An 18,884-nucleotide genomic window follows, 5' to 3' on the forward strand; every position below is an offset into this window, starting at 1 on the left:
AGTCCTCTTTTTCATTTGATATAAACGTAAGTTAAATGTTCAGTTTTTTCAATGCAGATTTCACATTCATATACGTATTTAATTCACGGAAGTCCTCTCTCATTTCTCCCATTTTCATGGCAAGATTCGGTTTAATTCCTGTCACAATGAGTTCAGTACCCGTCATTAAAATCAAATCGTTCAGCTTAAAAATCGCATCTGCCACAAATGAATCCACTTCTAATAATCCGGACAGATCGACAATAAAATAATCATCCTTGGATTGAGAGATATAGGTGGAAACCGTTGAAATGATCTTATCAAATCTTGGCGCTGTTAATGTACCAATGATCGGTAACACAGAGATCCCATCTTTCACAGGAACGATTGGGACAGAAATATTCAGCACTTCATCAATTGATTGCTCAAGAAGCTCTTGCTGTTCCTTCTCTTTCGTGACATCCTTTTGCAGACCAACGAAATAAAGACGTTTCCCTTCATTTTCGTCAATCCAAAGAGGAGCGACACTTAACTCGTTCCAAAACATTTGTCCAGATTTTTTATAATTTTTCAGCTGAACAGTGACAGCCTCTTTGTTCTCAATGGCTGTTCTAATTTGTTTGAGAGCGATTTGTTCAGTTTCATCTCCCTGAAGGAAACGACAATTCCTCCCCAATACTTCGATTTCTTGATAGCCTGTCATATCTAAAAAGCCCTTGTTCACATATATTAAAGGATTATCAGGTAAAGACGGGTCCGTCACCGTCAGGCCAACCTGAGTATAGTCCAAGGCTTCCTTGATTAAATGCAGATTTTCGGACTTATAAGATTCCAGCGCCATTCGTTTACTCTCCTTATTTTCCTTACAAGCGGGTTATATTCTTAATTAAATTATATGATGTTCCACATCATGTGTAAATAGAAGTGGTTCCGAATTCCTCTTTTGTAGAATGCGCTTCATCCTATGTGATTTATACCGCGACATCTGATTCATCTATTTCAAAAGGTGCCGGATCATATGCGCCACTCCATGTTCATCGTTTGATAACGTGACGTGATCAGCGATTTCTTTTATATCCTGCCTCGCATTCCCCATCGCAACCCCAACACCAGCAGCTCGAAGCATCGATTCATCATTTAAACTGTCTCCTACAGCCGCTGCCCTACTTAAAGGAATACCTAGTCTTTCTGCCAGCCTTGTTAATGCCTGCCCTTTAGACGCGTGCTTTGAACCAATTTCAAAATTATGATCAGCCGAACTGACCAATGTTAAATCTAAATCATCACCAAACATATCCCATCCGGCTTTCAATCTTTCCTGAAAGAAAGAAAAACCTAAAATGTTGTAAAATGAAAGCTTTCGATCCTCACGAAACAATTCTTTATATGTATCAATATAAGAAAAACCAGACTGGCTGTATTGAACTTCTGCCGCTTGCTTTAAGACATTTTGATCCGTTTCTGGATTTGCACTTTTTAAACGGTCCATTTCAATCGCAAGAAGCTCTCTGCCGCGATTCGGTGTGAAAATGGCTTCGTTTGTAAAGACTTCATAATAATAATCACGTTCTTCCAGCCATGACAATATGTGTTTAGCCTTTTCTTCTTGTAAAGCAGCTGAATGGTACACTTGTCCAGTTGGATCATGAATCACAGCTCCATTGGCACTAATCACCCATGTATTCATACCAAGCTGGTCAAAAATAGACCTCACATCAAAATACGCTCTCCCTGTTGAAACGACAACCTCAATTCCATTCGCAGCTGCTTCCTTTAATGCCTGCTCGTTTTCCTGACTCACTTTGTGTTCACTGTTCAATAAAGTGCCATCTAAATCCGTTGCGATTAATTGAATGTTTGTCATCGTTCTCTCCTTTTTGTCTTTATTTTCAACCGATATACCGTTAACAAAATCCATCATCATTATGTAATGAGTATCCACTATTTGCAAGAGCTGATCGGTTAAACAGTGAATAAAAGGGTATCCGGCCACGCATTATGACCGGATACACACAAAGGGGATTCATAAGGGGACACATGACCTATACAAAGAAGCATTGGTTCTATTACGCAGTGTTCATATGCACAAGGCAGCATCTATCAGCTTTAGCTAGAGGGGGGCTGTCAGATGATAGACGTTACCTTTTGATCGGGACTTTCCTCCTTTCCTTTCAGCTACCCCTAGTCTACGGAGAAAGGCCTGATGTGACAAAACGTGAGAATAGCAAAATAGGCCTTCAAATTCTCTATATCCTCATTAATTTCTGTTTTTTACCGCTTGCGTATAAAACATCATCTTGTTTTGTTTGATGAAATACTTATTTTTCATAAATTGATAAAAAATATCTGAATGAATCCAATTACTAGAAGGCATGTGAATATAATCAGATCCGTCCCACGCAAACCAATAAAAACAAAGCCGGCCATCATGAACCGACAGCTGAAACTCAAAGCAGTCCATTTGATCCTCAGTAACATATTGAAACGTGAGTGACTCTCCTTCTTCCATATAGACATCACAAAATGAAAGAATGTCCCCCCACGAATAAACACGTATATCACTCTTTGCCTTCTCCTCGCCAATATGAATATTTCTCAATTGATAGGACTCCATAAAACATCTCCTTTCACTCATGTGCAGCTAGTTCTAAGCAGGCAGCGGTTTCATTTATACAGATGTTGTATGCTATAATAATACTTACGAATAATGAACGCTTGTGAGGTGATAAATATGAAAACCTTTAGGCTGATTGATTTAAAAATTGAACTTGATCCACAGCAAGATAAAATGTCCAGCATTCCCCTTCGTGACGGTTTAATCATTAATAAAGAAGACGGTGAAAATCACTGGATGATCGAGGCACTCATTCCAAAGAAACATAGACAGGTGTTTGAGGTACTCTTTCAGCAGCACACAGAAGTGAAGATTCTTGTAACGATCACTAAAGAAAACAACCGCCCTGTTCACCTATCTGTCCAAGTCAAAAACATCGTTGCCTTAGAAGAAAACATATCTGTATTACTCGATGGTAAAATGATTACAAATCGTTACAGAACAGAAACTGAAGAAGTATTAAAAGACCTCGTCAAAGAGGGGCTTTCAGGAGAAAAACTACTGGATGCTTTTAAACAAAACACATAAAAAAAGAGCGGGATCAGCCGCTCTTAGATTGTTGACAAAGGGCTAAAATGAACTTGATTTTAGCCCTTTGTCTTCTTTTCAGCGTGTTTGAAAACCTTTGAAGTCTAGGAAGGGCGAGCACTGGAACGGAGCGAATTTAACATTCGTGAGTACCGGAGCGCAGACCTGACACCGAATGCAAGGGTTTGTCTACACGCTGAGAGCGGGATCAGCCGCTCTTTTTCTATTGCACATCTTTAGACTGGCTTTGATTTTTCAATAGATCTCTAATTTCAGTTAGCAAAACTTCCGTTTGATCCGGCGTTTCCACAACCTCTTCTTCCTCGACCTTTTTCCGTTTTAACTTATTCAAATAACGAATAAAGATAAAAATGGAAAACGAGATAATTAAGAAATCAACCACTGTTTGAATAAAGTTTCCATATAAAATTTGAGCAGCTCCGATTTTAATGGATAAACCGCTAAAGTCATGCCCTCCAATAATAATACCAACAAGCGGCATGATTAAATCATTCACAAGAGAAGTGACAATTTTGCCAAATGCTCCCCCAATGATGACACCTACAGCCAAGTCAATGACATTGCCCTTGACGGCAAACTCTCTAAATTCTTTCAGCATCCTTTATCACCTTCATCTTTTTTTGTCTAATATGACGTTTTTTTGTCAAAATTGCAAGTCCTTATCCGTTCTAACTGAACGTTTCTAAATAAAAAAGCGATTCATGCTTGATGAACCGCCAGGAAAATCATGATACTTTAGGACCGATAGAAAATGTCAGTTCTGCTTCACATGCAACTTCGCCATCTACTGTCGCTACTGCTTTTCCTTTTGCAACCGGTCCGCGGAGGCGCGTCACTTCAACCTCTAAACGAAGCTGGTCTCCAGGCTTGACCTGTCTTTTAAAGCGGCAGGCGTCAATCCCTGCAAACAAACCAATTTTCCCTTTGTTTTCTTCCTTGCCTAACATAATCACACCAAAAACCTGTGCGAGTGCTTCTACAATAAGCACACCCGGCATGACTGGGTATCCTGGGAAATGGCCATTAAAAAATTCTTCATTTACTGTGACATTTTTAATCCCAACCGCTCTTTTTTCTCCCTCAACCTCTAAAATACGGTCGACCAATAAGAATGGATAACGGTGTGGAATAATGTCTTGAATTTGCTGAGCATCAAGCATATCTTGATCTCTCCTTCTTTTCTATATCGCTGATCTTCATTTGATTCCTATAGAAGTATATTATGAATGCTGGCATTTTTCAATATTCTCCTCGCGTATATGGTAAAAAATAGAATCTACCATTACCAATTGTCATCAAATATAATCCACACTACACTCATTGTTTTTTCACAAATATGGTAATATATATTACATCATTGATTAAATAAGAGGGTAAAAATGAATTTTATGAGCGATAAATCCATAAAAAAACTTCTCCATTCCTGGTATACAATGCTGAAGCATCGACATTTTTCGAAGGCTGAAGAAATCAAAAAAACACTACTAAAATATAAACGTAAATTATCAAAAAAACAGGAGCTCTATTTCCATTATCAGCTGGTGCTTTTTCGTCATCAGCTCTGGATGAATCAAACAGAGGACTTAGAAAAACTCAAACACGAACTGCTGCCACACAAAGATGAAATGAACGAAGAACTACAATATTATTTTTACTTCTTTCTCGGATTATATGAATCTTTAAAAAGTGACCAAAATGATGCGATTCATTATCTCGAAAAGGCAGAGGAACGACTGCCATTGCTTAACGATGAGCTGGAAGAAGCAGAGTTCCATTTCCGTACAAGCGGTGTTTATTATAACAACCGTTACTCGTTGTTATCGATTCGTCATGTTCAAAAAGCCATGGATATTTTTGCAAAGCACGAAGACATCCACAGCATCTATCGGTGTAAAATTGTACTCGCTCTTAACTATAGCGACCAAAAAAAATATGAGGAAGCAGAAGCTATTTTCATTGAGATTATTGATTACGTGAAAAAGATTGATGATCAAGAGCTGCTCGGTATCGTTTATTATGACGCTGGCTTTATTCAGTCGAGACAAAATCGTCACAAGGAAGCACTGGACTACTTTAAAAAAGCGCTTCGTCTCCCAGCATACCGAAAGTCAGCACACTCCTATGTATCGTGCCTATACGAAACTGTGCGTTCCTGCTTTAAAGAAAATTTAACCGATGAAGGGATGAAGTATATTCAAAAAGGGCTGAAAGAAGCCGTTGCTTCGCAGTTTGATATATTAAGAATGAAGTTTCAAATCTTATCTCTTCTCTACAGCCAAACGCCAAAGGCAGATGAGCAGATCGCCACGCTCGTCACATGTCTTGAACGAAAAGAAGCCTGGATTGATCTTGAGGATCTGCTTGCTGATGTCTCAGATTTTTATAAAAAAAAGGGCGACTTTGAGCGAGCCGCCTTTTTTATCATGAGAGGCTGATACGAGCCTGCTGATTATCGAATTGTATTAATTAATCCCAGCATCTGATCGCCCATCGTAATAGATCTTGAGTTCAACTGATAGGAACGCTGCGTTGTCATGAGGTCTGTTAATTCTTTCGACATGTCCACATTTGACGTTTCCAGCGCACCTTGCTGAAGCTGAATCGCCTCTCGGTTTGCTCCATTTAGTGCTGTTAGTGCGCCTTGATAGGTTCCGTCGACTGAGAACAAATTATCTCCTTCAGAGACAAGTGCTGATGAATTATTGACTTGTACAACGCCTAGATTCACTTGCTGATTCGGTTGATTATCTCTTGAAATCGCCGTAAGCCGTCCATTTTTATCGATTGAAATATCACGGAAATTCGCATTTAAGACGATTGCATTCCCATTTTCATCAAGAATCGGATAGCCTTCGCTCGTGACAAGCTGTACTTGGTTACGGTTATTGCCCGGCTGTAAGTAAAGTGAACCATCTCTTGTATAACGGATATTACCGCCGGCGTTGACCTGCAAATACTGCGACGGCGCTCCGAATGCAACATCAAGATCACGTCCAGTTTCTTTAATTGAGCCTTGCAGCGAGTTAATGGACGCATTGACCATTGTCCCCGTACCAAGCCTTAACCCAGCAGGTGTCAGACGACTGTTTGCCACCTGATCATTTTTTTCATCTACCTGATTAAACTGCTGTCTGATCAGCTCTGAGAAACGGGTGTTTTTCGCGCGGTACCCTGTTGTCTCACTGTTCGCGATGTTGTTGCTGATGATGTCAAGCTGCTTTTGCACTTCATTCATCGAGACAGCTGCGTTTATCATCGTTCTAAGCATAAGTATCCTCCTTTCTTTTTATTTCTTGATTAGTACACTCTTCCAATTTCATTCACTGCTTTTTCTAAGCTTTTATCATATGCCTGAACCACTTTTTGGTTTGTTTCAAATGCTCGGTAGGCTGTTGTCATATCTGTATATGATTTTGTCACATCGACGTTCGACAGCTCCGATACCCCTTGGCTTAACGTATAGGACATTTGACCGTTATTGACTGCACTTGGGAGGGGCTGATTATCAGCTGTACGATATAAATCATTTCCTTCACGCGCTAGATTTCTTGTATCCATCGCAACTCGTACATCAATTTGACCAAAATTTTGGCCATTTTCAGTGACAGTACCATCTGCATTCACTTTGAAATTCTCACTCTGAACCGTAATCGGCTGGCCGGTCACGGAAAGAAGAGCACGTCCATTAATGGTCAACTGATTTTGTGCGTTCAATGTAATGGAGCTGCTTTTCGTATAACGAACGCCTTCTGGTGTGTTGACCGCATAAAATAGCGCTGATTTCTGATTGGTCTCAGGATTGATCGGCACATTATTTTCAACTAGTGCTACATCTGTTGTTTGATCTGTTGTTTTTAAAGTTCCCTGTGTAAATTGAGGGATTAATTCCTGCATATATGTCCCAGTATTGATTCCACCAATCGGCGATTGCAATGGAACACTAAAGCCTTTGCCTGAGGATGTTTGGAAACGTCCTGATTCCATTCGGCTCAGCAGCATTTCTGGAAATGCACGCATTGCCCCTTCATCTGCTTTATAACCTGGCGTATTCGCATTTGCGATATTATTTGAAAGCATTTCTGTCCGCCGCTCTTGAGCAATCATGGCAGATGTTGCGGTGTATAGTCCTTTTAACACGTGCTCACCTCATTCAAATTCTTTCACATGACCTAAACACAATCTTCTATGAAATATATCGGCTAATTAGCAGGGTTCTTTAATAAAAATCCCCCATTCTTTCTAAAAAGAATGAGGGAAATCATTAGCTGAGTTTACGCTTTGGCAGCTTGTCCATATTATCAAGCATCACGCCAGTACCAACTGCTACACAGTCCATTGGATTTTCAGCAACGAAAACCGGTACTTTCAGCTCTTCTGCAAGCAATTGATCAAGCCCGTTTAGAAGAGCTCCGCCACCTGTAATGATGACGCCGCGATCGATAATATCAGCTGATAATTCAGGCGGTGTTCTCTCAAGAACTTGTTTCGCAGCCTGAACAATTGCAGATACAGATTCACGCAATGCTTCTTCTACTTCTTTGCTTGTGACGGTAATCGTTCTTGGTAATCCTGTCACCATGTCTCGTCCACGAATTGAAATCTCTTCGTGACGTGCGTCTGGGAATACCGTTGCAACTTGGATCTTAATATCCTCAGCCGTGCGCTCACCGATCAACAGCTTGTACTCTTTTTTAATGTAGTTTAGAATTTCCAGATCAAATTTGTCTCCAGCCATTTTAATAGAAGAGGCGGTTACAATGTCACCCATTGAGATGACAGCGATATCTGTCGTTCCGCCTCCAATATCTACGACCATGTTTCCACTTGGCTGAAAAATATCCATACCAGCACCAATGGCTGCTACTTTTGGCTCTTCTTCAAGAAATACATGCTTACCACCGCTTTTTTCAGCAGCTTCTTTGATCGCCTTCTGCTCAACAGATGTAATGTTTGTCGGGCAGCAGATGAGCATACGCGGCTTAGAGAATAGCCCTTTCACATTTAATTTGTTAATAAAATGCTTGAGCATCGCTTCAGTTACTTCAAAATCAGCAATTACGCCATCTTTTAATGGACGAATCGCAACAATATTCCCAGGCGTACGTCCAACCATACGTCTAGCCTCTTCTCCAACAGCCAAAACTTTCCCGCTGTTTTTGTCAAGAGCTACCACAGATGGTTCATTTAACACAATTCCTTTTCCTTTGACATGAATCAGTACATTGGCAGTACCAAGATCAATTCCAATATCCCTAGCAAACATCTATATATATCCTCCTTGAAAATCTGTTTCCATAGCAAATACCACATTCTGCCCTAATTATATATTCTATCATAATTTGCAGAAAAAAAGATATTTCTTTACAAAAGTCTTTACAAAATTTGTGGTTAGAAACTACCGATATGAGGAAGATATATATATCATGTTTATGAACAAAGAACTAAGCTTACTGTTTCACAGGCTCGCCTTCTAAAATTTCTTCTTTTTTATACTTTAACTTGGTGGCTTCTCCTCCTCGCAAGTGGCGGATTGATTTATGATAATCCAGTATCTCCTTCACTTCATTAGCCAGATCTGGATTAATTTCTGGCAGTCTTTCTGTTAGATCCTTGTGTACAGTACTTTTAGAGACTCCAAATTCTTTCGCAATAACACGAACGGTTTTCTTTGTCTCCACGATATACTTTCCTATCTTGATTGTTCGCTCTTTGATGTAATCGTGCACACCACTCGACCTCCCTAAAATGGATGTGAGAAGTGTGAAATGAGATCCGTATGAAGATTATCCATTTTCAGCGGCGCTTGTTCGTCGTAATTTCTCATCCATTAGGTAGTAAATGCCAAACACGATCCCTCACCTCAAACACTCTCTTTGTCAGGTTTGTAACAGTGTATTAGCATTGAATAGGGAATATGCTAAAAATGAAGATGGGACAAGGGATTTATCAGAAAAGGCAAAACAAAAAATCATTTCGGGGCGCGAAAATTTTCACTTTACAAGAAAGGATTCAGCACGTAAAATAGAAAAGGTGAATTTATTTACCTAGCTAAATATTTAAAAAAGGTGAGCATATGGATACGTTAAATAGAGAGTGTTTACATCAAATACATCAAGGCGCACGACTGCTGTCTAAAAAGGCGAACGAAGCGCTTGCTGCTTATGACTTGTACATGTCCCAGTGGACTGTGCTTTTTTGTTTGGATACATTCGGCCCGAAAACCCAAAAAGATATCTGGACATATTTGAACGTCGAAGCACCGACGATCACCAGAACCGTCACCCGTTTAGAAGCAAACGGCTGGGTGAAACGTGTACAAGGAAAAGACAAACGTGAGAATCTGATCGTGATGACAGATGATGCAAAAGCCCGATTTGAAGAAATCAAACGCACGATGGAACAATTTGAAGAAGAATGTCTTTCAGATTTTACCTACGAAGAAAAACAACTCCTCCATACACTTTTACACAAATTATCAACTGAATAGGAAGTGACATACATCATGAACGAACGTATTTGGACAAAAGACTTTATTATGATTGTCCTGGTGAATTTATTTACGTTCACCTCTTTTTATGCCCTTTTGACATTACTGCCCATTTACACAATGGATGAACTAAATGGAACAGAATCACAGGGCGGCCTGCTTGTGACGGTCTTCTTATTGTCTGCCATTGTGACAAGACCTTTCTCGGGCGCCATTATTGAGAAATTCGGCAAAAAACAGATGGCGATTTTCTCTTCTACGGCCTTTGCCTTACTCACTTATTTATACATCCCAATTGATCAATTCCAAACGCTTCTTATACTGCGTTTCGTACAAGGGATCTTTTTTAGTATTTTGACGACAGTAGCCAGTGCCATTGCGGCTGATATGATCCCGAAACATAAACGCGGGGAAGGACTCGGATACTTTGTGATGTCCATGAACCTCGCTGTTGTCATCGGTCCATTTATCGCACTGAATCAAGTAGGAAAAATAGGATTTCATTCCTTATTTCTTCTCTTTTCCATTATCGTAACGATCGGAGCTGCTTTTACGATGCTGATTAGACAGCCAGAGCCTGAAAACGGTGGAAGTATCGTCTTCCGATTCACGTTTTCTCACCTGTTTGAAAAAGGCGCATTAAAAACAGCGGCCGTCGGCATCATTATTTCCTTCTGTTATTCGCCGATTATTTCATTTATTTCAGTTTATGCCAATTCACTCCATTTGATGGGTGCAAGCAGTTATTTCTTTATTGTGTTTGCGGCTGCAATGCTTGGATCACGTCCATTTACAGGCAGACTTTTTGACCGAGTTGGAGCTCACGTTGTGATCTATCCTTCGATTGCCCTTTTTGCCATTGGTTTATGGATGCTGACAGCGACACATTCAGCCACAATGCTTCTTCTATCAGGCGCTGTGATTGGGCTTGGCTACGGATCACTCGTGCCATGTTTACAAACACTTGCGATTCAGCACTCACCAGCCCACCGTACAGGATATGCGACGGCCACTTTCTTCACCCTGTATGATACGGGCATTGCTGCTGGCTCATTTGTCTTTGGACTCCTTGTCAGCTTCACAGACTTTTCAAATGTGTACCTCATTGCGGGTATTGTGGTCTTACTGAGTATGGGCGTTTTTTATTGGAGCGAACGAAAACCACAGGAAGCAAAAGCACAAAAGGTCTCCCTTTCAGAATAAAAGGATACTATTTTAAACTTCACCGGAAACATGCTAAAATATAGGATATTTCAAATAGAGCATACAAGCTTTTTTGAAAAATAGTTGGCATTAAGCGAAAGTATAGGTGATGTTTTGAATTACGAATTGTTTAAAGTCATACACGGGATGGCTCACCATTCTGAGTTTTTAGATCAGGCCATGATATTCATTACGAAAAAGGCCATTCTTGTGTATGCCCTTGTCTTATTGATTTGCTGGTTTTTAGGGAATCACAAATTTAAGAAGCATGTCTTCTTTTCCGGTGTAACAGGCATTGCAGCACTTATCGTCAACTTTGCCATTACATTGTTTCATTATGAAGAGCGGCCGTTTGTGGCGCATAAAGTCGACACACTCATCCCGCACTCAGCAGACGCTTCCTTCCCAAGTGACCATACAACAGGTGCACTGGCTCTTTCATTAGCCATTCGATCCCGTAATAAAAAGCTCGGCAACATCTTGCTCGTCTTTGGATTACTCACAGGATTCTCCCGCATCTGGGTTGGCCACCATTATCCATTTGATGTTTTAGGCAGCTTGGTCGTATCGATTGTGGTTGTCTTTATCATGAATAAATTATGGAAGTTCTTTGACTCTCCTATTGATCGTATCGTGACATTTTACGAGACAATTGTGGGGAAAATTTTCAGAAGGAAGACAAAGGATCAGGGCTCAGACCTGTCCAACTCTTAAGCGGTTTTGCGATAACGTGATGAAGATTCTTCTCTCACTTATCGTGCCGCTTTTTTTATTGGCTGTCTCCCTCTAACCATACTTGAAAAATAAAGACTGACACCAATGCCAATAAGAGAAATGATGATCAACGTCCAGCCTAATTGCGCAAAATGAGAACCAGCAATTTCATCCCCAAAGAGCATGCCAAGCACAGCAGATGACAGAATGGAACCAAGGTAGCGGCATGTTTGAAAAAGTCCAGAGGACGTGCCAATCATTTGCTGAGGACTTGCTTTGAGCATCGCAGCTTGAAGCGCAACATTCCCAATTCCATAACTGAGTCCAAGCAGCGCTAGAACCAATCCTTTCCCCCATAATGGCGCAGGAATAAAAAAGAAAGTCATTGCAGACGCTCCAGCCAGCATCAATACTGCACTCGCTAAAACTGGATGGCGTTCATCCCCGCGATCTACCCACTTTCCTGTCAGAGGCGACACAATAATGCTCACTCCTGACATACACAGCATAAAAAGACCCGTCATCTCCACACGCCAGCCTAACTCATCTTGAAAATAACTCGGCAAACCAAAAAAGAGACAATAGAAAAAGATATTTAAGATGATAAATTGCACATACACAAGTGACAGCCGCTGCTCTTCTCTGAACATCCGTATTTGAATAAACGGTTCATCCACCTGATACTCCCACCAAATAAAAGCGCCTGCACTCAGGAGACAAAGAATGCCTTGAACATATTGAATGCCATCACCGAGTGATAATAAAAATGAAAGCAGGAGAACAATGCAGACAGTAAAAAGAAGCATCCCTGGCAAATCGAGTGTTCGCACGGTTTCGCCTATGCGCAGCTTTCTCTTCTTCTGCTCCTTCGGAAACAACAATAGACCGAGAAAGAAACTGATCAAAATAAACGGCAGATTCACTAAAAAGATAGCCGGCCAGCCACCAATGGTCATCAAAAATCCGCCAAGCGTCGGCCCAAGTGCCGTCATCGCTGAAGCAAAAATGGATAATACCGCTAACGCAGAAGCCTGTCTTTCTTGAATATGATCCCGAATGAGTCCGACCCCAGAGGGATAAATGGCACTGCTTCCAATCGCCTGTAACAGCCGGATTACAATCAGTACCGCAAACGTTGGGGCAAACGGCGCGCAGATGGCTGAGACTGCGACAAGAACGAGACCGAATAAAAATAAGGTTCTCCGGCTCATGACATGATCCCCAATCCGGCCACTCACTGGCTGCGTCACTGCACTTGCTAAATAAAAAGAAGAAATAAGCCAAGATACAGTCGTAAACGACAAACCGAATTCATGCTGAATTTGATGCAAGGCTAAAGCAATCATTGATGAATTCAGCGGATTCAACATCGTTCCAAAGGCAATAGCGGTTAAAAAAACTTTTCGATTGTCTGTCCACTTGTGCATACACTACTCCTCTTTCTGGCATGTTCTTTGCCCATCCTCCCGTTATTATGAGATTCAATTCCCTTTTTTACCCTGATCAAATCGAGTTCTCTCTCGGAAAAGCTAGACATACATTTTAAAAAGGGTGGCTTTTGGAAAAGCACATATAAAATTGAGAATATGAGGAAGAGATGGTAATATTCATTTCATATTTAAAAGCCTACTTTCTCCTTACAGGGAGAACGGCTGAAAAGGAGGAGAAGCTTATTATTAAAAAAAGACGGTTTTGGGTCCCAGCCCTTTTCTCGGTTGCAGTATTACTTCTGTCTTCGTGTGGTTCAAACGAAACAAATGGGAACGGAGATAAACGTAATTCTACAGCGAAAGGGTCGCCAATTTTGGAGGATGGAAAATTTATTTTTGCAGCATCAGGTGAATTTCATCCGTTTAGTTACATGGATGGAAATCAGATGTCTGGCTTCGATATCGACGTAGGCAATGCGATTAGTGACAAACTAGGTCTCGAACCTATACAGAAAAAATATAAATTCGCAGGCATCGTCGAAGGTGTGAAAGCAGGTAAATTTGATGCGGCAGTTGCCAGTCATACCATCAATGAGGAACGAAAAAAACACGTCCTTTTTTCTAAGCCCTATTACTACTCTGGTCCGCAAATTTTCACAAGACCTGGAGCAGACATTCAACATGCTGATGACTTAAAAAACAAAGAAATTGCTGTATCAAAAGGATCGTCCTACGCTGATATTGCAAAGGAACATAGCGGGCAAGAACCAAAATATTACGATAGTGATGTCGTCGCCTTAGAAGCACTAGCCAACGGAAAACACGATGCAGTCGTGACAGATTTCGCCACAGGTGCAGAAGCGATGAAGAAAAAATTGAAAATCGAAGCGCAGGAAAGACTCGGACAAAGCGAGCAGGCAATTGCTGTATCAAAAGAAAATGAACAGCTCATAGAAGAGATCAACGATGCGATTGATGCATTAAAAAAAGACGGAACATTAAAACAAATTAGTGAAAAGTACTTTGATGAAGACATCACGGTCAAACAAGATTAAAACCACGATTGTGCGCCTTTTTATAGGCGCACTTTCTTCAAATGGAGATGATTGTTTTGCCTACCTTAGCACACTTTTTTCAGACACTCATTGATTCTAGAGGCATTTTCGTAGAAGGAATGCTGATCACCTTACAGCTCACGGTGATCAGCATCTTCATCGGTATGTTCATCGGGCTCTTCTTTGCTTTATTGAAAATATCCCGCATAGCCGTTTTCGGTTATATTGCCAATGCTTATATCTTTCTTGTACGCGGAACACCACTTATTGTTCAAATTTTCATCCTATATTTCGGTCTCACAGAATTGAATATACCCGACTTCTGGGCTGCTTCCATTGCGCTCGCCTTTCATAATGGCGCCTATATAGCCGAAATATTTAGAGGCGCCATCCAATCCATCGATCAGGGGCAAAAAGAGGCAGGACGCTCTCTTGGCATGGGTCGTTTTTTAACCATGAGGCGCATCATTCTCCCGCAAGCGATGCGGCGCGCCCTCCCCCCTCTTGGCAACCAGTTCATTATCGGCTTAAAAGATTCATCACTCGCCGCCTTTATTAGTGTGAATGAACTATTTAACATCGCCACCACGCAAGGCTCCAACAGCTTTGATAATATGACGTATTTACTTGTTGTAGCCGTCTATTACTTAGTTCTTGTCCTGCTGTTAACATTCGCTGTCCAAACCTTTGAGAAGAAATTATCAGCCAGTGACCAATAGGAGGAGTAGCATGACAGAATCAAAGGAAATCATTCGTGTTGAAAAACTCAATAAATACTTTGGAGAGCTCCATGTTTTAAAAGATATCGATCTCATCGTTTATGAAAATGATGTGGTCGTCTTAATTGGCGCAAGCGGTTCTGGAAAAAGCACCTTGCTCCGCTGTATGAACTTTTTAGAAATAAAAAATGACGGAGATATCATCATCGATGGCAGTCCTGTTCATCCAAAGCGCGATCAATTAAACGAAATGAGACAAAAAATAGGAATGGTGTTTCAGCATTTTAATCTTTTTCCGCACAAAACTGTGCTTGAAAATATCATTGAAGCACCTATTATGGTGAAAAAAACAAAGAAAGCGCAAGCCATCACCGAAGCGAGCGCCTTGTTAGATAAAGTCGGACTTGCAGATAAAGCCAACGTATATCCTTCTAAACTATCAGGCGGTCAAAAACAGCGTGTAGCCATCGCCAGATCTCTCGCTATGAAGCCTGATGTCATGTTATTTGACGAACCTACGTCTGCCCTTGATCCAGAGCTTGTAGGCGAGGTGCTGCAAACAATGAAAAGCCTCGCAAAAGAAGGCATGACCATGGTCATTGTCACACATGAAATGGGCTTTGCGAAAGAAGTTGCTGACCGTGTCGTCTACATGCACGAGGGCCGCATCGTCGAAGAAGGCGTCCCTTCGGAATTATTTGATTCTCCTAGGGAGGAACGTACAAAACTGTTTCTCAGCTCCATTTTATAGGTCAAACGCCCTTCATTTTTAGTGCTTAACTGACGTTTTTGCTCATTTTTTACGAACTTTTCATCCATTTATATTGAACTTAACCAAAAAACCATGTTAGATAAACTTACACGTATATGTTATATATGACTTTTCTCTCTATAATGAAGAATTAAGAAAACAATAATTCTGAATGATTCGGGGGAATGCAGCATGCAAATGGGTGATACAGTATTTATGTTCTTCTGCGCACTACTCGTGTGGTTAATGACACCGGGTTTAGCTTTATTCTACGGAGGACTCGTGAGAAGTAAAAACGTTTTAAGCACAACCATGCACAGCTTAACGTCACTAGCGATCGTTTCAATCGTATGGATCGTATTCGGTTATTCCTTAGCTTTTGCACCAGGCAATGCATGGATCGGAGGATTAGACTGGGTTGGCCTGAAAGGCGTAGGCTTTGAACCCGGTTCCTATAGCGAGACCATTCCACATTCATTGTTCATGATGTTCCAAATGACCTTTGCCGTCTTAACAACAGCCATCATCTCAGGTGCCTTTGCTGAAAGGATTCGCTACTCAGCAGTCGTTGTATTTACACTCCTTTGGGTCACATTTGTATACGCTCCAGTCGCACACTGGGTATGGGGCGGCGGTTGGATTGGCGAGATGGGTGCGCTTGACTTCGCAGGCGGAAACGTGGTTCACATCTCATCCGGTGTTGCAGGTCTTGTCGTGGCGATTGTGCTCGGGAAGCGTAAAGACGCAGCAAGCTCTTCTCCGCATAACTTGATCTACACCCTTCTCGGCGGAGCTGTCATCTGGTTTGGCTGGTTTGGTTTTAACGTGGGGAGTGCTCTTACATTAGACAGCGTGGCCATGTTTGCCTTTATTAACACCAATACAGCCGCTGCTGCAGGAATCATCGGCTGGCTGTTAGTAGAGTGGATGATCAACAAAAAACCAACCATGCTCGGCGCGATCTCTGGAGCCATCGCAGGTCTTGTCGCCATTACACCTGCCGCAGGCTTTGTTACACCGTTTGCTTCTATTATAATAGGATTCATTGGCGGGATCGTCTGTTTCTGGGGCGTCTTTTCTCTCAAGGCCAAATTTGGCTATGATGACGCACTAGACGCATTCGGCCTTCACGGAATTGGCGGTACTTGGGGAGGAATTGCAACAGGACTTTTCGCCACAACTTCTGTCAATGACGGTGGAGCCAATGGCTTATTTTACGGAGATCCCAGCTTACTTTGGAAGCAAGTGGTCGCGATTGTTGCCACGTACGCTTTTGTTGCCGTTGTGACATACGTGATCATCAAGTTGGTCAATGTCTTCTTCAAAATTCGTGCAACCGAAGAAGAAGAATCCGTGGGTCTTGATTTAACCATGCACGGTGAAAAAGCTTATCAAGATTAAGAAAAAGGGGTGTCTCTATGAGCAAAATGTATAAAGTGGAGATTGTCACACGTCCAGCTAATTTTGAAACATTAAAGGTGGAGCTTGGAAAGATTGGTGTCACCTCGATTACCTTTTCAAATGTACACGGCTGCGGCTTACAAAAGGGACATACAGAGCTATACCGCGGTGTCAAAAGAGAAAGCAACGTGTACGAACGATTAAAGATCGAAATCGTCCTAAGCAAAGTACCTGTCGAACAGGTCGTTGAAACAGCTCAAAAGGTACTTCGTACAGGCGAACCAGGGGATGGGAAAATTTTTATATATGAGATAGCGAATACAATCAACATTCGGACAGGTGAAGAAGGACCTGCCGCCCTATAGTTTATCCTCCGCCGAGTGGCGGAGGATCTTTTTAAGCAGAAAAAAACCTCTGCATATTTTTATATACACAGAGGACCTTGTAAGACATTAAGATTGTTTAGTTTCTTCTGACAGACTGCTGTCTTTAGAGGAATCAGAAGACTTTTCTTGATCAGAGGATTTCCCCTTCTCATCAGACTTTTCTTCCGATTTTTCTCCAGCTGGCTCTTTGGCTTTATCTTCAGCAGCAGGTTCCTTCGTTTTTTCCTCAGTCTTTGGCTGAGCAGGTTCTTTTGCTTGTTCCGTCACTTCTTGCGCTGCTTTTTCAATCGTAGAAACAGGCTTGTCAATGAAGCTAAGCGGATTAAGCGCTAAACCTTCCATACGAATTTCAAAATGCACATGGTTGCCGCTTTCAGCGCCATATAGGTTTTTACCAGAAGCACCGATGACATCATTCTGCTTCACTTCATCGCCTTCTTTAACACTCACTTGTGACAACGATTGATAGACAGTTGATAATCCATCTTCATGTTCAATTTCAACGACATGACCAAGAACTGGATCTTTTTTCGCTTGAACCACTGTTCCACTAAGAGCAGCTGTGACATCAAACACTTTGCCATCTTTATCTGCAAGATCAATACCTTTGCTCAAGGTATAGGTGTTATTATAGTTTACAAGTGCTGCTTCTTTTTCTTTTTGGTCAGCATCTGCTTCATAGAACTTTTTCACGACAGAAACATTATCAGAATTCTGGACCGGCATTGCGACATTTTCAATTGGCTTTCCAACTTCAACAGCATCATCGCGCTGTTCTTGCCCTGTTTGATTTCCATCAGATAGTTGGTCTTTCACATCTTTTGATACAGCTTGATACCAAAGAACGGCTGTTAACACGACCGCTGCGCTGACCAAGTAAATAGCAGGGAATACCCAGCGCTTACGGAAAAATTGCTGAACTTTTGTGATTTTGGAAGTACGTTTCTTTTCTTCCTCTCTCATTTTTCATCACCTCAGCAACATTCTGAACACTTTTCAAAAAATATATACACACGAAATCATTTTTCTTTTTATTTTGCGCAATCGCATCAATAATATGTATGATAAATGAAAAAAAGATGGGGGACTTAATTGTGAAAACTTTCAACCGCATAGCAACAGAAGATGACCTCAAAGCGATCGTTGATATCTACAATTCAACCATTGCTTCAAGAGAAGTGACAGCTGATACAGAACCAGTTTCTGTCGAGGACCGCCGGCAATGGTTTTTGAATCATTCCGAAAAAAGACCTCTCTATGTGAAAACAGATGAGGATGGAATTATCTACGGCTGGCTGAGCTTTGAAACATTTTACGGTAGACCTGCATACAACGGGACCGTTGAAATGAGTATCTATTTGAACCAAGACTATCGAGGAAAAGGCTTAGGCTCACTTTTCTTACAAGAAGCCATTGATTTAGCACCTTCATTAGGCATTCGAACGTTACTTGCCTTTATTTTCGGGCACAACGAAGCCAGCATTCGACTATTTAAAAAGCACGGCTTTGAGACATGGGGCCACCTGCCACGCATCGCAGAAATGGACGGCAGCAGATACGATTTAGATATCCTAGGAAAAGAATTATAAAACGAGC

At 41.3% G+C, this 18,884-nt stretch carries 22 protein-coding genes; 11 read left to right on the top strand and 11 right to left on the bottom strand.

Going from position 1 to position 18,884, the window contains the following annotated elements; all coding sequences use genetic code 11:
• Nucleotides 1-31 precede the first annotated feature (31 nt).
• The 3 genes from NST59_RS16840 to NST59_RS16850 all read right to left on the bottom strand — a co-directional run bounded on the left by NST59_RS16840 (nucleotide 32) and on the right by NST59_RS16850 (nucleotide 2,593).
• Nucleotides 32-820 (bottom strand): PAS domain-containing protein, encoded by a 789-nt coding sequence (locus NST59_RS16840; RefSeq protein WP_039182012.1) that lies wholly within the window; start codon nucleotides 818-820, stop codon nucleotides 32-34.
• A 153-nt stretch (nucleotides 821-973) separates the two neighbouring features.
• Nucleotides 974-1,834 (bottom strand): Cof-type HAD-IIB family hydrolase, encoded by an 861-nt coding sequence (locus tag NST59_RS16845; protein WP_341041037.1) that lies wholly within the window; start codon nucleotides 1,832-1,834, stop codon nucleotides 974-976.
• Between the two features lie 402 nt (nucleotides 1,835-2,236).
• Complete coding sequence (locus tag NST59_RS16850) at nucleotides 2,237-2,593, bottom strand: hypothetical protein (RefSeq protein WP_041087904.1); 357 nt, start codon at nucleotides 2,591-2,593, stop codon at nucleotides 2,237-2,239.
• A gap of 117 nt (nucleotides 2,594-2,710) precedes the next feature.
• Here NST59_RS16850 and NST59_RS16855 point away from each other — a divergent pair, with 117 nt between their 5' ends.
• Nucleotides 2,711-3,121, top strand: a complete 411-nt coding sequence (locus NST59_RS16855) for a YwpF-like family protein (RefSeq protein WP_024423692.1) — start codon at nucleotides 2,711-2,713, stop codon at nucleotides 3,119-3,121.
• Between the two features lie 223 nt (nucleotides 3,122-3,344).
• On the opposite strand, the gene mscL is transcribed toward NST59_RS16855, so the two are convergent.
• On the bottom strand, nucleotides 3,345-3,740 hold the full coding sequence (gene mscL / locus NST59_RS16860; protein ID WP_024423693.1) for a large conductance mechanosensitive channel protein MscL: 396 nt from the start codon (nucleotides 3,738-3,740) through the stop codon (nucleotides 3,345-3,347).
• Nucleotides 3,741-3,867: 127 nt separating this feature from the next.
• Nucleotides 3,868-4,302 carry a 3-hydroxyacyl-ACP dehydratase FabZ gene (gene fabZ, locus NST59_RS16865; RefSeq protein ID WP_106025530.1) on the bottom strand — a complete coding sequence of 145 codons (435 nt, stop codon included), beginning with the start codon at nucleotides 4,300-4,302 and terminating at the stop codon, nucleotides 3,868-3,870.
• Nucleotides 4,303-4,521: 219 nt separating this feature from the next.
• Between fabZ and NST59_RS16870 the strand changes: the two genes are divergently transcribed.
• Entirely contained in the window at nucleotides 4,522-5,577 is a 1,056-nt protein-coding gene (locus NST59_RS16870) for a tetratricopeptide repeat protein (RefSeq protein ID WP_058838575.1), read from the top strand.
• Nucleotides 5,578-5,591: 14 nt separating this feature from the next.
• Here NST59_RS16870 and NST59_RS16875 read toward each other — a convergent pair whose 3' ends face one another.
• The 4 genes from NST59_RS16875 to spoIIID all read right to left on the bottom strand — a co-directional run bounded on the left by NST59_RS16875 (nucleotide 5,592) and on the right by spoIIID (nucleotide 8,868).
• Entirely contained in the window at nucleotides 5,592-6,410 is an 819-nt protein-coding gene (locus tag NST59_RS16875; RefSeq protein ID WP_059376406.1) for a flagellar hook-basal body protein, read from the bottom strand.
• 29 nt (nucleotides 6,411-6,439) lie between these two features.
• Nucleotides 6,440-7,279: a flagellar hook-basal body protein gene (locus tag NST59_RS16880; RefSeq protein WP_228280117.1), complete on the bottom strand. Its 840-nt coding sequence runs from the start codon at nucleotides 7,277-7,279 to the stop codon at nucleotides 6,440-6,442.
• Nucleotides 7,280-7,403: 124 nt separating this feature from the next.
• The gene (mbl, locus tag NST59_RS16885) at nucleotides 7,404-8,405 is read right to left on the bottom strand and encodes a cell shape-determining protein Mbl (protein WP_007497573.1); all 1,002 of its coding nucleotides are present in this window, start codon (nucleotides 8,403-8,405) and stop codon (nucleotides 7,404-7,406) included.
• A 184-nt stretch (nucleotides 8,406-8,589) separates the two neighbouring features.
• Entirely contained in the window at nucleotides 8,590-8,868 is a 279-nt protein-coding gene (gene spoIIID, locus NST59_RS16890) for a sporulation transcriptional regulator SpoIIID (protein ID WP_008343327.1), read from the bottom strand.
• A 347-nt stretch (nucleotides 8,869-9,215) separates the two neighbouring features.
• On the opposite strand from spoIIID, the gene NST59_RS16895 reads away from it, so the two are divergent.
• The 3 genes from NST59_RS16895 to NST59_RS16905 all read left to right on the top strand — a co-directional run bounded on the left by NST59_RS16895 (nucleotide 9,216) and on the right by NST59_RS16905 (nucleotide 11,546).
• Nucleotides 9,216-9,629 (top strand): MarR family winged helix-turn-helix transcriptional regulator, encoded by a 414-nt coding sequence (locus NST59_RS16895; RefSeq protein ID WP_024423697.1) that lies wholly within the window; start codon nucleotides 9,216-9,218, stop codon nucleotides 9,627-9,629.
• A gap of 15 nt (nucleotides 9,630-9,644) precedes the next feature.
• Nucleotides 9,645-10,832: an MFS transporter gene (locus NST59_RS16900; protein ID WP_039182032.1), complete on the top strand. Its 1,188-nt coding sequence runs from the start codon at nucleotides 9,645-9,647 to the stop codon at nucleotides 10,830-10,832.
• Nucleotides 10,833-10,946: 114 nt separating this feature from the next.
• A complete protein-coding gene (locus tag NST59_RS16905) occupies nucleotides 10,947-11,546 on the top strand; it encodes an undecaprenyl-diphosphatase (RefSeq protein WP_024423699.1) in 600 nt (199 codons plus the stop codon).
• Between the two features lie 38 nt (nucleotides 11,547-11,584).
• Here NST59_RS16905 and NST59_RS16910 read toward each other — a convergent pair whose 3' ends face one another.
• On the bottom strand, nucleotides 11,585-12,973 hold the full coding sequence (locus tag NST59_RS16910) for an MFS transporter (RefSeq protein ID WP_059376399.1): 1,389 nt from the start codon (nucleotides 12,971-12,973) through the stop codon (nucleotides 11,585-11,587).
• Nucleotides 12,974-13,143: 170 nt separating this feature from the next.
• Between NST59_RS16910 and NST59_RS16915 the strand changes: the two genes are divergently transcribed.
• The 5 genes from NST59_RS16915 to NST59_RS16935 all read left to right on the top strand — a co-directional run bounded on the left by NST59_RS16915 (nucleotide 13,144) and on the right by NST59_RS16935 (nucleotide 17,267).
• Nucleotides 13,144-14,031 (top strand): transporter substrate-binding domain-containing protein, encoded by an 888-nt coding sequence (locus tag NST59_RS16915; RefSeq protein ID WP_058838573.1) that lies wholly within the window; start codon nucleotides 13,144-13,146, stop codon nucleotides 14,029-14,031.
• Nucleotides 14,032-14,072: 41 nt separating this feature from the next.
• Entirely contained in the window at nucleotides 14,073-14,750 is a 678-nt protein-coding gene (locus NST59_RS16920; RefSeq protein WP_126682410.1) for an amino acid ABC transporter permease, read from the top strand.
• 10 nt (nucleotides 14,751-14,760) lie between these two features.
• Nucleotides 14,761-15,501, top strand: a complete 741-nt coding sequence (locus tag NST59_RS16925) for an amino acid ABC transporter ATP-binding protein (RefSeq protein ID WP_126682411.1) — start codon at nucleotides 14,761-14,763, stop codon at nucleotides 15,499-15,501.
• Nucleotides 15,502-15,693: 192 nt separating this feature from the next.
• Nucleotides 15,694-16,902 carry an ammonium transporter gene (locus tag NST59_RS16930; protein ID WP_039182048.1) on the top strand — a complete coding sequence of 403 codons (1,209 nt, stop codon included), beginning with the start codon at nucleotides 15,694-15,696 and terminating at the stop codon, nucleotides 16,900-16,902.
• A gap of 17 nt (nucleotides 16,903-16,919) precedes the next feature.
• On the top strand, nucleotides 16,920-17,267 hold the full coding sequence (locus NST59_RS16935) for a P-II family nitrogen regulator (RefSeq protein WP_039182051.1): 348 nt from the start codon (nucleotides 16,920-16,922) through the stop codon (nucleotides 17,265-17,267).
• 87 nt (nucleotides 17,268-17,354) lie between these two features.
• On the opposite strand, the gene NST59_RS16940 is transcribed toward NST59_RS16935, so the two are convergent.
• Complete coding sequence (locus NST59_RS16940) at nucleotides 17,355-18,251, bottom strand: peptidoglycan DD-metalloendopeptidase family protein (RefSeq protein WP_144489940.1); 897 nt, start codon at nucleotides 18,249-18,251, stop codon at nucleotides 17,355-17,357.
• A 116-nt stretch (nucleotides 18,252-18,367) separates the two neighbouring features.
• On the opposite strand from NST59_RS16940, the gene NST59_RS16945 reads away from it, so the two are divergent.
• On the top strand, nucleotides 18,368-18,877 hold the full coding sequence (locus NST59_RS16945) for a GNAT family N-acetyltransferase (protein ID WP_039182054.1): 510 nt from the start codon (nucleotides 18,368-18,370) through the stop codon (nucleotides 18,875-18,877).
• The last annotated feature ends 7 nt before the right edge of the window (nucleotides 18,878-18,884 follow it).

It is taken from the genome of Bacillus sp. FSL R5-0439, assembly GCF_038008805.1.
GTDB lineage: Bacteria > Bacillota > Bacilli > Bacillales > Bacillaceae > Bacillus > Bacillus safensis.